The 16,300-nt window shown below is 36.9% G+C and carries 2 protein-coding genes; both read left to right on the top strand.

Features of this window, described 5'->3' with window-relative positions:
• The first annotated feature begins 203 nt into the window (after positions 1–203).
• Entirely contained in the window at positions 204–9,584 is a 9,381-nt protein-coding gene (locus tag B3C16_RS09155) for a PKD-like domain-containing protein (RefSeq protein WP_291131078.1), read from the top strand.
• A 182-nt stretch (positions 9,585–9,766) separates the two neighbouring features.
• Positions 9,767–16,258 carry an MG2 domain-containing protein gene (locus tag B3C16_RS09150; RefSeq protein ID WP_291131076.1) on the top strand — a complete coding sequence of 2,164 codons (6,492 nt, stop codon included), beginning with the start codon at positions 9,767–9,769 and terminating at the stop codon, positions 16,256–16,258.
• Positions 16,259–16,300 lie beyond the last annotated feature (42 nt).

Here is a 16,300-nt window from a genome sequence, read left to right as displayed (position 1 = left end):
GACTTACCTTTTTAATGGGATAAAAAAAACACCGCATGCATTTCAACGAGAATTATGGCTAAACAACCTAAATATGAAACTCCTTACAGGTTTATTCCTAATTTTGCTCCAACAACACGACACTTTTATGATGGGCATATAAAAATAGTACATTTTTACAAAGTGCCTTATAACAAAGTATAACCGAAACAAAAAGTTACGTTATGGAAAAAAAATACTCTCAAACCGAAAAATTACAATCCACTATTTTGAGCTTACTCAACTTGAGAATGTTGTTGGTGTTTTTTAGATTAACTACAAAATCATTTTCTCATACTTGGGCATTACCTTTGCTTTTTTTGTTTGTTTTTTTAGCACCATCTAATTCAATTGGACAATCCCAAACAAGATTTGCTGGAGCTGGAGCTAATTCTGGTGGAGCAGGCACTGGATGGACTAATCCGGGACGTATAGTTTCCGATAACAATTCTTCCGCTACGGTCAACGCTACTTCTGAACAATTGTTGAGTAGCAATCATGGCTTTACAATCCCTGCCGGATCAGTCATTAACGGTATAGAACTTCAAGTTGAACGTAATACAAGTAATACAAGCGGTGGAAGATTTGCAAATGACAATACTGTACGATTAATTAGAGGCGGAACTGTTCTAGGTGATAATAAAGCTGTTGCAACAAATTATGGAACTTCTTTTGCAGTCATTACATATGGTTCCCCAACTGATTTATGGGGAACAACTTGGACTGTAGCACAAATTAACGCAAATAACTTTGGCGCTGCTTTTTCGGTTAATATTGGTGGCGGAACACAGACTGTCGCTGTTGATTTCATGAGAATTATAGTGTACTATACACTTCCTCCAACAATAACCAATTTCACCCCAACATCAACTTGCGCCGGAGAAGAAGTAGTAATTACCGGAACCAATTTTACAGGAGCTACTGAGGTTAATTTTAACGGGGTTGCAGCAACCTCATTCACAGTTGATAGTGCCACTCAAATTACAGCCATTGTCCCGTCCGGAATTACAACCGGAAAAATTACGGTTACGACACCCGGAGGAACAGCCACAAGTGCTGGTGACTTTACACCTGTCGCATTAAATACTGCAGGCACAGCATCTTCAACACCAACTTTATGCATCAATACCGCATTAGTGGCTATTACTCATACCACTACAGGCACAACAGGCATACAAGATAATGGAGTATCGGGAGCAAGCGGTTTGCCGGCAGGAGTTTCGGCCTCTTGGACCTCAAATACCATTACCATTAGCGGAACACCTACTGAATCAGGAACTTTTAACTACACTATTCCATTAACCGGTGGTTGCGGAACCGAAAATGCTACCGGAACCATTACGGTAAATGCTAACGTGGTATCACCAACTGCCATAACTATTTCAGCGGGAACAGAACCTACTTGTCAGTTAACCAATGGGACAACGACTACAACTTACGCAACAACTGCCACAAACAATACCGGTTTTAATTGGAGTTTAAGTAATGGTGCCGCAGGAACCATTAGTGCTACTACTGGTGTAATGACTTGGGCAAATGGTTTTTCGGGAACCGTAGATATCCAAGTAACCGCGAATGGCTGTAACGGCCCAACATCACAGGTTATCCGAACTGTAACAATAACACCAACAGTTGGAACTCCTACTGCAATAACCGTTTCAGCAGGAACTGAGCCTACATGTCAGCTAACCGATGGAACAACGACCACAACTTACACTACTACAGCTACAAACAATACCGGTTTTAACTGGAGTTTGAGTAATGGTGCTGCAGGAAGTATTAATGCTACGACAGGTGTGATGACATGGGCAAATGGTTTTTCGGGTACGGTAGATATTCGTGTAACCGCCAATGGGTGTAACGGTCCATCGGTACAAGTAGCTCGTACTGTAAGTGTAACTTCCAATAATACTGTGGGAGTAGCTTCTTCAACACCAACCTTGTGTATCAATACGACTTTAATTGATATAACACATACTACAACTTACACAACCGGAATTGAGACACCAACAAATTTACCGGCAGGTCTAACAGCATCTTGGGCATCAAATACTATTACCATTAGTGGAATTCCAACTGTCTCAGGAACTTTTAATTATGACATTCCTTTAGTTGATGGCTGCGGCAGTGCATCAGCTACCGGAACAATTGTAGTTGAAAATCCAGTAGATTCTGCGGGAACAATATCCGGCACAGCTACTGTTTGTCAAGGGCAAAATGGCGTGGCGTATTCTGTACCGGTTATTGCCAATGCAACTGGTTACACTTGGACATTACCCTCCGGAGCTACAATCGCAACAGGAGCGAATACAAATTCGATTACTGTTAACTACGGTGCTGCTGCTATTTCAGGAGACATTACAGTTTATGGCACCAACAGTTGTGGTAATGGAATCGTTTCAACTTATCCTATTACTGTTGATGCATTACCGGTAACCGCAGGAACAATTATCGGAACAGCAGCCGTTTGTCAAGGACAAACTGGTGTAGCTTTTTCTGTTCCTGTTATAGCCAATGCCACAGATTACGTTTGGACTTTACCCGCCGGAGCAACTCTAGCAACCGGAGCAAATACAGAATCAATTACTGTTGATTTTTCAGCCTCAGCTGTCTCAGGTAATATCACCGTATACGGAACAAATGCCTGTGGAAATGGGATTATTTCTGCAAACTATGCCGTAACAGTTAACACATTATCTATTGCGCCTATTAGTATCAGCGCAACAACTACAATTTGTGAAGGAAATTCAACTACACTTACTGTCAACGGAGGAACTGTTGGCACTGGAGGAATCATTGAATGGTTTACAGATTCTTGTGGTGGTACTTCTGCCGGAATAGGAAATAGCATAACTGTATCTCCTATTTTATCCACTACTTATTATGTAAGATATAATAGCACTTGCAACACAACGCTTTGTACTTCTGAAACTATTACAGTAAATCCATTACCTGTAGCTGCCGGAACAATTACCGGAACAGCCTCTGTTTGTCAAGGACAAAATGGTGTAACTTATTCGGTACCCGCTATTGCTAATGCTACAGATTATATTTGGTCATTACCTTCCGGAGCTACAATAGCAACTGGTGCAAATACAAATTCGATTGCAGTAGATTTTTCAGCGACAGCGATTTCTGGAAATATTACTGTGTTGGGCAGAAATGCCTGCGGAGACGGAATCGTATCCATTCTTACCATTACCGTAAATCCATTACCGGTGACTGCGGGAACTATTACCGGAACTGCAATCGTTTGTCAAGGGCAAAACGGTGTATCCTATTCAGTACCAGCTATTATTAATGCTACCAATTATATCTGGACCTTACCTTCCGGTGCTACTATAGCAACCGGTGCTAATACAAACGCAATTACCGTTGATTTCTCTGTTTCAGCGACCTCAGGCAATATTACTGTTCAGGGTACAAATGCATGTGGAAACGGAATCGTTTCTGCAAATTATCCTGTAACTGTTAACACATTGTCCATTGCGCCAACAAGCATCAGTGGAACAACAACCATTTGTGAAGGAGCCTCTACCACACTTACCTTAGTTGGAGGAACATCAGGAACCGGAGCCACAGCAGAATGGTTTACTGCTTCTTGTGGTGGAACCTCAGCAGGAACTGGCAATAGTATTACGGTATCTCCTATTACAACAACTTCTTATTATGTGAGATATAATGGCACTTGTAATACATCGGCTTGTTCTGCTACAACGGTAACCGTTAATCCATTACCTCTTGCTGCGGGAGTAATTACAGGTTCAGCTACGGTTTGTCAAGGACAAAATAGCGTTGTTTATTCAGTCCCAATTATAGCAAATGCAACCAATTATATATGGACTTTACCATTTGGCGCTTCTATAACCGCAGGAACAGGCACTAACGTAATAACTGTTAGTTTTAGTATGGCAGCAAACTCAGGAAACATAACCGTTCAAGGCACTAATGCGTGTGGAACCGGAGCTGTTTCTGCAAACTACGGTATTACCGTAAACATCACACCTTCAATTACAATCAATTACTCCACTACAATTTGTAGCGCTGGAACAGCGACAATTTTACCAACAAATGGTGGAGGAAACATAGTGCCACCAAGTACAACCTATTCATGGGGATTACCAACAGTCACAGGTGGAATTACAGGTGCAACTGCTTTAAGTGGTCAAACTTCTTTTGTTCAAACATTAACAAACCCAACCAACATACAACAAACGGCTTCCTACAATGTAACCGCTTCGACTAATGGCTGTAGTGCCAGTACTTTTTCGGTAGTTGTTTATGTAGATCCTAAACCTACAGTAGGTATATTGACAGGTCTTTCGTCACAGTCTATTTGTTCAGGCGCCAATATTGACCCAATAACATTCAACAATCCAAATACAATTTCGGGAACTATAGACTACAATTGGACCAGAAATACTATAGTCGGTGTTACCGGAATGGCAACTAGCGGAAATGGCGCAACAATTTCCGGAAACTTATCTAATAGTACCAACGCACCACAAACTATTGTGTTCAGTGTTACAGCGACTACGGAAGACAATTGTACTTCCGATCCGTTTACTGTGAGTGTAATAGTAAATCCGGTACCTACTGTAACGATTACTAATGCCACACAAAATATTTGTTCTGAAGGAAGCATTACTACTATTGGTATAAATCCTTTAAATGGTGTTGTCGGCACGACATATAGTTGGACAAGCAACAACCCAAATATAACCGGAATTCCTAATGGAAGCGGATTTTCAATTTCGGGAAGTTTAACCAATTCAACCAATACTGTACAAACTACAACTTTTACTATCAGCGCTACCGCAAATGGTTGCACTATTAACTCATTGGGAACAGCTACAATCACTGTAAAACCAAAACCAATCATAACAGTCGTAAATCCTGCTACTCAAACTTTGTGCGGAGGTGTTGCTATAAATCCAATTACTTATTCTTCAAACGTTGCAGGCACCATTTTTGGTTGGTCAAGAATCTCGTCATTAATTGGTATGCCAACTAGCGGTTCAGGGACTAGTATCAGCGGTACTTTAGAGAACTTTACTAGTAGTGATGTGACTGAAACTTTTACAATTACTGCAACAGTTGATGGATGTAGTTCTAGCACAACTGTACAAGTAATTGTTAAACCTAAACCGCAATTAACGATAACAAATAACCAACAGAGCATTTGTAATAATACAGCAATTAGTAGTATCACTATGAGCAGCTCGAATAGTTTAGCAGGAACGTCCTTTTCTTGGACTAGAAATAATGCTAATATCACGGGAATTGGAACAGTAGGTGGCCCACCTGTTTCTACTAATCCTATTACAGGAACTTTACAGCATTCACAATCTACAACACAAACAACGATATTTAGTATTTCAGTAACTGCAAGTAATGGATGTTCCAACTCGGGTATTGCTACAGTAAATGTTTATGCTCCATTAGTAGCACCGGTTATTGGCACAAATCAAACAGCCTGTCTTGTATCTACTCCAAATGCATTGACTATTACTACGCCTCCATCGGGCGGATCAGGGGTTTATACCTATCAATGGCAAAGTAGCCCTAATAATGTAACCTACACTAACATTGCAGGGCAAACCAACAATTCCTATCAACCGGCCCCCATCCCTTTATTTGGAGCAAATAATACATACTACAGGCTTATAGTAAGCAATCTATGTGGTAGTGTAACTAGTAATTTCGTTGTAATTCAACCGGCAGATAACGGTAGTATTACAACAAATTATAACAATCTACCCGGTATCTTATGTCCTGGCAGCTCTTTTACACCAACGGTCCTTTCTTCTCATTTTTCATTTTCTGCTGTTCGTTATGGATGGACAGCAAATGCTGCTAACATAACTCCGGCCACTGGTGGACCTGTTGGGTCAACAGGAGGATCGTATTTCTTTGGAATCTTTAGAGACTCATCAGCCAGTATTGGTCCATTAACAGCGCAAAACACCAGTGATGTAACGGTAATAAGTCCTGTTGTAATAACACCTTATGTATATGACTATAATGCTACAGGAGCAGTTATATGTACTTTACAATCCTATACTATTAACGTAACTATTCGCCCAACCCCGAGAGCAACTGCAACTGTTCCAAGCTCGACAATTTGCAGCAACAGCAGTGCAGGTATAGAAGTTAGAGGAAATATTCAAGATTCAGGTAATACTACAACTTTTAACTGGACTGTTAATAACAATCCTAATATTACAGGAGATAACACTTCCGGTTCCGGATCAATAGGTGTGGGCGGAAACTATATCATCAATAACACTTTAGTTAATAACTCGGCAACAACTCAAAATGTAATATACACCATTACTCCGGTTTCTAATGGTTGTACAGGAACACCTATATCTGTAACTATTAGCGTAGCACCAGCAGTCACTGCTGGAACTATTGCAGCTAATCAAACTATTTGTAGTGGTTCAAATCCTATAGCTTTTACACAAACAGCACCTACAGGATCAGGAACGTTAACATACGAATGGCAAAGTAGTACAACAGGTTTGGCAGGTTCATATTCGCCAATCCCTTCATCTAATATCGCAATATATGCTCCATCTGGATTAACAACTACAACTTGGTTTATAAGAACGGCGACTTATGTAACCACTGGACCAACACCTCCAGTTACTACAGGAGTTACTTACAACACTAATGGTGCTACTTGTTCACAAAGCACCACACCAATAATTATAACTGTAAACAATATTAATCCAGGTAGCATAGCCGGGAATCAAACTATTTGTTCTGGTGGAATACCAGTCGCCTTTACTAGTGTGGATGCAACAGGCGGTGGCGTAAGAACTTACCAATGGGAAATTAGTACTACCGATTGCAACTCTGATTTTAATAACATCACTATTAATGGAAATAATGCAACTTACACCGTTCCTACCGGATTGACAGTAACAACTTATTACAGAAGAAAAGTTACTTATTTATTGAATGGAGTTAATTGTTCTGCTTACAGCAACTGTATTACTATAACCATCAACAACGTGACTGGCGGGACAATTGGTTCAGACCAAACCCTCTGTGGAAATAACCCAGCAGCATTTACCGTGATTACACCTTCAACAGGGTCAGGAACACTTCGTTATGAATGGCAATCTAGTACAGAAGGATGCTCAAGTGGATGGAATACAATTGGTGGTGCAACAGGTACGACTTATGATGCTCCTGCCGGTTTATTAGTAACCACTTATTATCGAAGAATTACCTATTCATTGTTGAATCTTGTAGAATGTTCTGCAAGCAGTAACTGTATTACTGTAACGATTAATTCTGTTACTCCCGGAACCATTAGCGGGAACAGAACCGTTTGTTATGGTGGAAATCCAACAGCATTTACCGAAACTCCGGGTACAGGAACAGGGCTTCAGTATCAATGGCAAATAAGTACTTCGGGAGGTGCTGGACCTTGGACTAATATTATTGGAGCCACTAATCCAGATTATGATGAACCAGGGCCAATATATCAAAACACCTTTTTCAGAAGAGTCGCTACTGCCACATTAAATGGAAATAATTGTTCTGCAAACTCAAATTTCGTCACCGTTTTTGTTAACGAGGTAACGCCTACTGTAATTGCCGGAAATCAAAATGTTTGTAATACTATTGATAATCCAAGTGCTTTTACTATAGTAACACCGGCAACTGGCACAAGTACATTGACCTATCAATGGCAAAGTAGTACGACCGGTTGTTCTGGTCCATGGAATGATATTTCGGGTGCAGTAACTCAAGCATATGACTCACCACCAGTAACACAAACTACTTACTTTCAAGTAAGAGTAACTTCAACACTCAATGGCGTAAGCTGTACTGCTTTTAGTAATTGTATTGAGGTCACTTCATTTGGAAAATTATGGAATGGTTCTGCGAGTACTGCATGGGAAAATGATTTGAACTGGACACCAAATGGCGTTCCTGACAACACTAATTGTGTCATCATACCAAACGTTACCAATAAACCTGTTATTTCAGGAACTAATTATGAAGCTTTTGCCCACAGTCTTAGCATTTTAGCTAATTCAAGTCTACTCATTAATTCCTCAAACAACATCACAGTTACCGATTTTGTCAATGTAAATCCTACGGCAAACTTTACAATTCAAAACAATGCCAGTTTAGTACAGCATAATGACAGTGCGGTAAATACAGGACACATTACCTATACCCGCACAACCAGACCAGTGACACGTTGGGCTTATGTATATTGGGGTTCACCGGTAGTTGAAAATGTTTTTAGCCAAATACCAAATCAATTTGATTTAAGATACAGATGGCAGTCTGGTACTTTAGATGGTGCTTGGATGGCTTTATCAAGTGTTTCTCCCGGTCAAGGTTTCATTGCAAGAGTTCGTAACATAGCTCCTTTCAGCACCGGAACCGGAACTATAGATTTTGTATATCAAGGTACTCCAGGAAATGGTGTAGTAACCGTTCCTGTTGATAGTTTTGACTCAAGTTCGACAGGACCTGGCAACACTGTTTTACTCGCAAATCCTTATCCAAGTGCGATTGATGCAGAAAAGTTTTTAACGTATGGTGTATTGCCTACAAACCTTCCTGAAAACAATTCAGAATTGGGCGGAACAATATTCTTTTGGACCTCAGTTACATTATACAGCGGAACCGGTCCCTACAATGTTTTAGATTATGGAAGTTGGAATCTCTCCGGTGGCGTTGGAACAGCTCCCTCAACAGACCCTTCTAATATGAGTCTAAGACCAAACGGAAAAATTGCTGCAGGTCAAGGTTTCTTTGCACAGGCTTATGCTGATGGAAACATTACATTCAACAACAGCATGCGCGTAACGAATGATAACCATCAATTTTTCAGATCATCAAACGCCACAACTTCCTCTGAAAATAGCTCTGAAAACAATAGAATTTGGCTAAACATCTACAGCAATACTACATTCCGTCAAATGATGGTCAATTACAAAGCCGAAGCAACAAATGGTCTTGACACTTATTACGACGGGGTTAGCTTTACAAACAATGAAGTAAATCTGTATTCAATCTTAGGAGATAAAAGTTTAGCGATTCAAGGTAGAGGATTACCATTTGATCAAAATGACGTAGTGCCTTTAGGCTATAAAATTACTAATCCAGGGATGTATTCTATAGCAGTTGATGAATTAGACGGATTGTTTTTAGGTGACCAAACCATTTACTTAAGAGATAATTTATTGGGCATTGACCACAATATCAAACAAAGTCCTTATACCTTTAATGCTGTTGCCGGTACTTTTGAAAATCGATTTGAAATTGTATATGTTACGAATACTCTTGGGGTAAACAATCCGGACAACAGTAACACTCAAGCTTCAATTATCAATAATGTAATCAGAGTCGAGTCAAGCGAATTTATCAAATCTGTAAAAATCTATGATATTTCCGGCAAACTGATTAATCGCTACAAATTAGCGAATGTCACCAGACAATTTTCAGATAGTTTTAATTATCCAAATGGTATTTATATCGCCGAAATTACACTCGAAAATGATATGGTAGTTAAAAAGAAATTGATTCATTAGAAAACAAGAAATTGTAATAATAAAAAAACGCTTCAAATAATTGAAGCGTTTTTTTTATGGATAATCAAGATAAAATCTAATTAAAATCTTTCAAAAAAAACTACTTTAGAGAATCTTTAAAAGCTTTCCAACCTTTTTTAAATTTTCACACTCTATACAATAGAGAAAAAATACTTTTATTTATGAAGCATATATACACCATCTTTTTATTCTTTATCTATTCATCTGGTTTTGCACAAGATTTTGAGAAAAATTGGGACAAGGTAATTCAACTTGAGAATGAAGGAAAAATAAAATCTGCCAATGCAATAGTAACAAAAATTCAATCTAAAGCTACTAGCACCAAAAATGAAGTACAACTAATAAAAACATTTTTTTATACTTCAAAATACATGTTGACTTTGGAAGAAGATGCACAAAGAAAAGTAATCACCAATCTTCAAAAAAGAATCTCTAAAGCACCTATCGCAACAAAAGCAATACTTAATTTGATTTATGCACGATGCTTAAAATCATACCTAGATGAAAATCAAAATAAAGTCTACAGTCGTACTAAACGAGACACAATTGAAATCAAAGATTTTATCACTTGGAGTTTGAATGATTTTGAAAGTCAAATAGACAGCGCCTACAAGAATACTTTAAAAAAAGTTGAAGTATTAAAAAAAACACCCTTAAATCAATATGAACCCATTTTTGATTACTTCCTAATAGAAAAATTCAACAACGCTACATTATACGATTATTTAATTCAGGCGAATATTGATCATTATATTCAAAAAGCCAACCAATGGGAAATGCCAAATTTCCAACTTTCAAAATACAATATGAATTTATTAGGGACGAATGAAGAATTTAATTCGTTGAAACTGGATAGTATAAAAAGTAGATCTGTCTCAAAAGTTCTCCTCTTATTCCAAAAAGCCCATCTGAAAAACACTCCTTCCGAACTCGAATTAGATCGTCTCTTGTTCTGCAACAAGTATATAATCAGAAAAGACTATGCCCTTTTAAAAAGACTTGACAATTTACAAAAACAATCAAAAGACACCTATTTAACTCAAAAAATCCAACTTGAGAAAGCTATACTATATAAAAATTTAGCCTCAAAAAAAGATTCTAAAAATTATAACGCTAAAGCCATTACTATTCTAGACAGTATTATAGCAATTCAAAACAAATCAAACGCTGTAAAAAATGCAATACATCAAAAAAATTGGATAATCTCGAAAGAACTTGATCTAAACATGCTCCAATATACTTATGAAAAAGAAAAGACCAGAGCTCTAATTCGCTTCAAAAATGTAGATTCAATTCAGATTTCATTTTACAAAGTAAACAGTAAAATTTTCCATATCGATTTTACCAATGATAGTATCGCAGCAAGTTACAAATCAAAGAACAAAAAATATATCGCTCAGAAATACTATTTGCCAAACCAAAAAGATTATTTCAACTACAGCACAGAGGTTCTTCTTCCCGAACTAGAATTGGGCAATTATATTGTTTTAATTGAAGACTTGGGCGAAACGAAATCGAAATTAACTTACAGAAAAATCACAGTAACAAATACAACGTTGTTAAACTACCAAAACGACAATAAATTATATTTCCAAACTATTCATAGAAAAACAGGACATCCAATTGCCAATTGTCAGATAAAAAGCGATGATTTCAATTTAAAAACAAACGATAAGGGAATAGCCTTTTTTCAACTTGACCTTCAAAAGAAAGACTATAAGTTTCAAGATAAAAAAATAGTAGTAATCCATCAAAATGACACTATTCAAGTACTCGGCAACTATATCAGAAACTATTATACAGATTACGAATCTGAAATTGAAGCTAAAGTAAATTTCTATATCGACAGAGCGATTTATCGTCCAGGGCAAACTGTGTATTTCAAAGGCATTGCGACGCAAATGTTGTATAATGAACAAAGAATATTGCCTAACTTTTTAGTAAAAGTTATTGTAGAAGATGCCAATGGAGACGAATTCAAATCATTTGAACTAACCACTAATGAATTTGGATCTTTTGTTGGCGAATTTGTACTGCCAAAAAATGGCTTAACCGGACAATACAGCCTAAGTATTGAAGAACCTGATGATTACGAAAAAGATGCACTTTACAATTCGTTATTGGAAGAGCATCCTATTTGGGACAATGGAGAAATGAATGACTCTTACAACTATTTTAGTGTAGAAGAATACAAACGCCCTAAGTTTGAAACCAAATTTGAACCCGTTACAGAAACCTATACCGTAAAACAAAAAATAAAAGTTGTCGGAATAGCAAAAGCCTTTGCGGGAAGTAAAATATCCGATGCTAAAGTAACTTATACTGTTGAAAGAAAATCGTTCAACAATTGGAAAGATGATTGGTCAAATGATGAAGAAACCCTAGTTTCATCAGAAACAAAAACCGATGCTGATGGTAAATTTAATATTGAATTCGAAGCCATTCCGGCTAAAGATTATACCAAAGAAAACCTGCCTATTTTCAGCTATGTAATCACAGCCGATGTAACTGATAATAACGGAGAAACTCACTCGGCAAATACAATTGTTAAAGTAGGTTATCACACTTTAAATTTAGACGCAATCCTTCCTTACTTTGTGAATTCGAACGAGAAAGAAAGCATCGTAATCAATAGTACTAACCTCAATAATCAATTCGTTCCCGTAGAAGGAGAAATAAAAATATATTATCAGAAAGCATTTCATAATAAATTCAAAAAAAGAGTTTTCAGTCAACCGGAAATAAAATCTATTTCTGATTCAGATTTTGAAAAACTATTTCCTTATGAAAACAACGAGGAAGCAACTGAGAAAAACACCAATGGAATTTTGGTCTACACAAAAAAAACCAACACTGCAAAGGAAAAATCGGTGCCATTAAATTTTATTTCTAATTATAAATCAGGGCATTACAAAGTAGTTTTTTCATCCAATGATAAATTCAATAATCCGATTGAAACCTCAACTGATTTTCTACTCTTCCAAAAAAAAGCTAATAATTTTCCTGAAAACAGTTTGGTAACAATCGAACAACTCAACGAAAATACGATAAAAGATGGCTTTGCCAAGATATTGATTAAAACTGCTTTACCTGAACTAAATCTTTCGGTTAGTGCTCATTTTAAAGACAGTCTCATTTACGAAAATAATATTACGGTGAAAAACCACCAACAAGAAATTAGAATACCGATTGCAAGTTATGTGCGCAAAGGATTTAAATTAACCCTAGAAAACATTTTTGAAAATCAATATTTTAAAACAGATAAAATAATTGTACTTAAAGAAGATGTTCCAAAAATTAGTTTCGAAATCGAAAGCTTCAGAAGTAAATTAGAACCAGGAAAAGAAGAAAATTGGTCTTTCAAGATCAAAGAAAACAATGCTAAAATTGAAGCCGAAGTCTTAGCTTCTATGTATGACGCTTCATTAGATCAATTTAAAACTACTCAATGGAGTAACTTGAAAAATAACGAAAGAATATACCATAATTACTATGGCAAAACGGAACTCAGCAGCGGAATGGAATATTTTCGCTTAAATTATTCAAATCAAAACAATAAAAGATTTGAATACCAAAATGAACGTACACAACTAATGTGGTTCGGTTTTGACATTAACAATACCAATAGTCCAAGTGTTCTTAAGGAATACCAAAAACAAATTACCAAAAAAGCAAAAAAACCAGCCAACTCCAAACTAATAACAGGTATTGTTTCGGATAGAATCGGACCTTTACCGGGAGCGAGCATAGTAGTAAAGGGAACTAACAGAAGTACACAAGCAGACTTCGATGGCTATTACGAAATTGAAGCTGCCTTTGGAGAAGTATTAACTGTTTCTTTTACAGGTTATAATAATAGAATTGTAACCGTAAATACAAACGAAATAAATGTCAAATTGATAGATGGCATGACATTAGATGAAGTTGTAGTAGAGGGATATTTTTCAACCAAAAAAGCACATACTACGGTTGCTCAAACTACTATTAATTCTGAAATTATTGAAAACTATCCAAATACATCATTTATTCAAACATTACAAGGTCAAATAGCCGGTTTAAACATAACTAGCGGGTCAGGTTCGCCGGGAAGCGGAAGTAGTATTGTAATCAGAGGCATTGGTTCCATTACTGCCAATTCAGAACCATTGTATGTAGTGGATGGCGTTCCAATAACAAGAGAAGAATTTTTAAAATTAAATCCGAACGACATTGCAGAGGCTAAAGTATTAAAAGATGCAGCGGCTACAGCTATTTTCGGAAACAGAGGAAGCAATGGTGTAATTATCATCAGTACCAAAAAAACCATAGAAGATTTAACCAAAATAAAAACACGAACCAACAGAAACGAAACCGCTTTCTTCTTTCCACAAATTCGCACCGATAAAGAAGGAAAAATAAGTTTCAAATTCAATGCACCCGAAGAACTGACCGAATGGAAATTTCGCTTATTGGCTCACAATAAAAAAGCACTTTCAGGCTATTTAGAAAAAAGTGTGGTAACCCAAAAAGAATTAATGGTTTTCCCTAATATGCCGCGCTTTTTTAGAGAAAATGACACTATCGTTATTTCGGCAAAAGTGGCTAATTTAACTTCTGAACTCAAAACCGGAATGGCCATCTTGCAACTCTTTGACGCAACAACTATGGAAAACATCGACGCTAAAACGATGAATAGTAATGCCTTTCGCAACTTTACCATTACGCCTTCGGGCAATAGTGTTGTGAGTTGGAAAATAACCATTCCGCAAGGTTTACAAGGATTGCAATACAAAGTAATTGCCAAAGCAGGAAATTATTCCGACGGAGAAGAAAGTGCTTTACCAGTGCTTACCAATAACATTTTGGTGACCGAAACCATTCCGGTTTGGATGAGAGAACACAGCAAAAAAGAATATGTGCTGACCAATTTAAAAAACAACACTTCCACTACACTTCGTCATCATTTGTTTACTTTGGAATACACCAGTAATCCAACTTGGATTGCTATTCAATCCTTACCGTATTTGATGGAATATGAGCATGATTGTGCCGAGCAATTGTTTTCCAAATACTATGCTAATGTATTGGCTTCAGAGATTATCAATAGTAATCCAAAAATTGCCAGCGTTTTTGAACAATGGAAAAAATCAGGGAAACCAATTTCCAAATTGGAACAAAACGAAGAACTCAAATCGTTGCTTTTAGCCGAAACACCTTGGATAAATGATGCGCAAAGCGAAGAAGAAAAGAAAAAGAATATGGCAACGCTATTCGATTTAGAAAAAACAAAATCTAATGAAGAAGCCATTCTCAAAAAATTAAAAGAAAAACAAAAACCTTCCGGCGGCTTTGCTTGGTTTGAAGATGGAAATGAAAACGAATACATTACCAGACATATCGTTAGCGGATTAGGACATCTTCAAAAATTAAAGATTAAAAAAGAAACTATCGATAGTTTCACTGAGATTACAAAAAAGGCCATTGATTATTTAGATAGTAAATACTTGGATAATAATAGTATCTCTAAAGATTATAAAATCTGGAATACGCAATACGCCGATTTGCACTATTTGTACATGAGAACTTTTTATTTGGAAAGTAATCCGATGAATGAAAAAGCAAAAGCCATTGCTACTAAACAATTGGAAGTGGTAAAAACAGATTGGCTGACTTATTCAATTTACAACAAAGGATTGGCTGCAATGATTTTGAATCGATTCGGAGATAAAAATACTGCCAAAAAAATCATCGAAAGCCTCAAAGAAACTTCAGCCACAAATGAAGATTCAGGCATGTATTGGATTGAAAATAAAGCCGGTTGGTATTGGTATCAATCACCAATAGAAACCCAAACACTATTAATAGAAGCATTCACTGAAATAACCGATGACAACAAATCTATCGACGCGATGAAAGTTTGGCTTTTGAAAAACAAACAAACCAAAAGTTGGAATACCACCAAAGCCACAACTGAAGCGATTTATGCCTTGTTATACCAGGGAAGCGATTGGTTATCGGTAAAAGACAATACTAAAATAAAAATTGGCAACAACAAAATCCTAACCTCAAAACTGGCAGAAAACGAAAAAGAAGCCGAAACCGGTTATGTAAAAATGAATTGGAAAGCCGATGAAATCAGTAATGATATGGCAAATATTTCTTTTGAGAATAATTCGAAAGTACCTAATTATGGCGGCATTTATTGGCAATACTTTGAAGATTTAGACCAAATAAAATCGAGTGACAAAGCGGCCATGACAGTAGCAAAAGAACTGTACCTGAAGAAAAATACGAATAACGGTCAACAATTGGAAAAAATCACATCCAAAAACCCTCTGAAAATTGGCGATTTAATAACCGTACGATTGGTAATTGAAACCAAAGAAGACATGGAATTTATTCATTTAAAAGACATGAGAGCTTCTTGCTTTGAACCGGTTGACGTACTTTCGAAATACGAATGGAAAGAAAGAACCAGCTACTATAAAAGCACAAAAGACGCTGCAACACATTTCTTTTTTGATAATCTAAACAAAGGAACTTATGTGATTGAATATGACATTAGAGTAAACAACAAAGGCGATTTTTCTAACGGAATTACATCCATAGAAAGTATGTATGCGCCCGAATTCACTAGTCATACCAAAGGCATCAGAATCAATGTTAGCGAATAAAAAAAACGTCCCAATTACTCGGGACGTTTTTTAATATATAAA

The sequence above is a fragment of the Flavobacterium sp. UBA7682 genome (assembly GCF_002482945.1).
In the GTDB taxonomy this organism is placed as follows: domain Bacteria; phylum Bacteroidota; class Bacteroidia; order Flavobacteriales; family Flavobacteriaceae; genus Flavobacterium.
The sequence above is the reverse complement of the archived record's forward strand: the minus strand, read 5'-3'. Positions and strand labels throughout refer to the sequence as shown.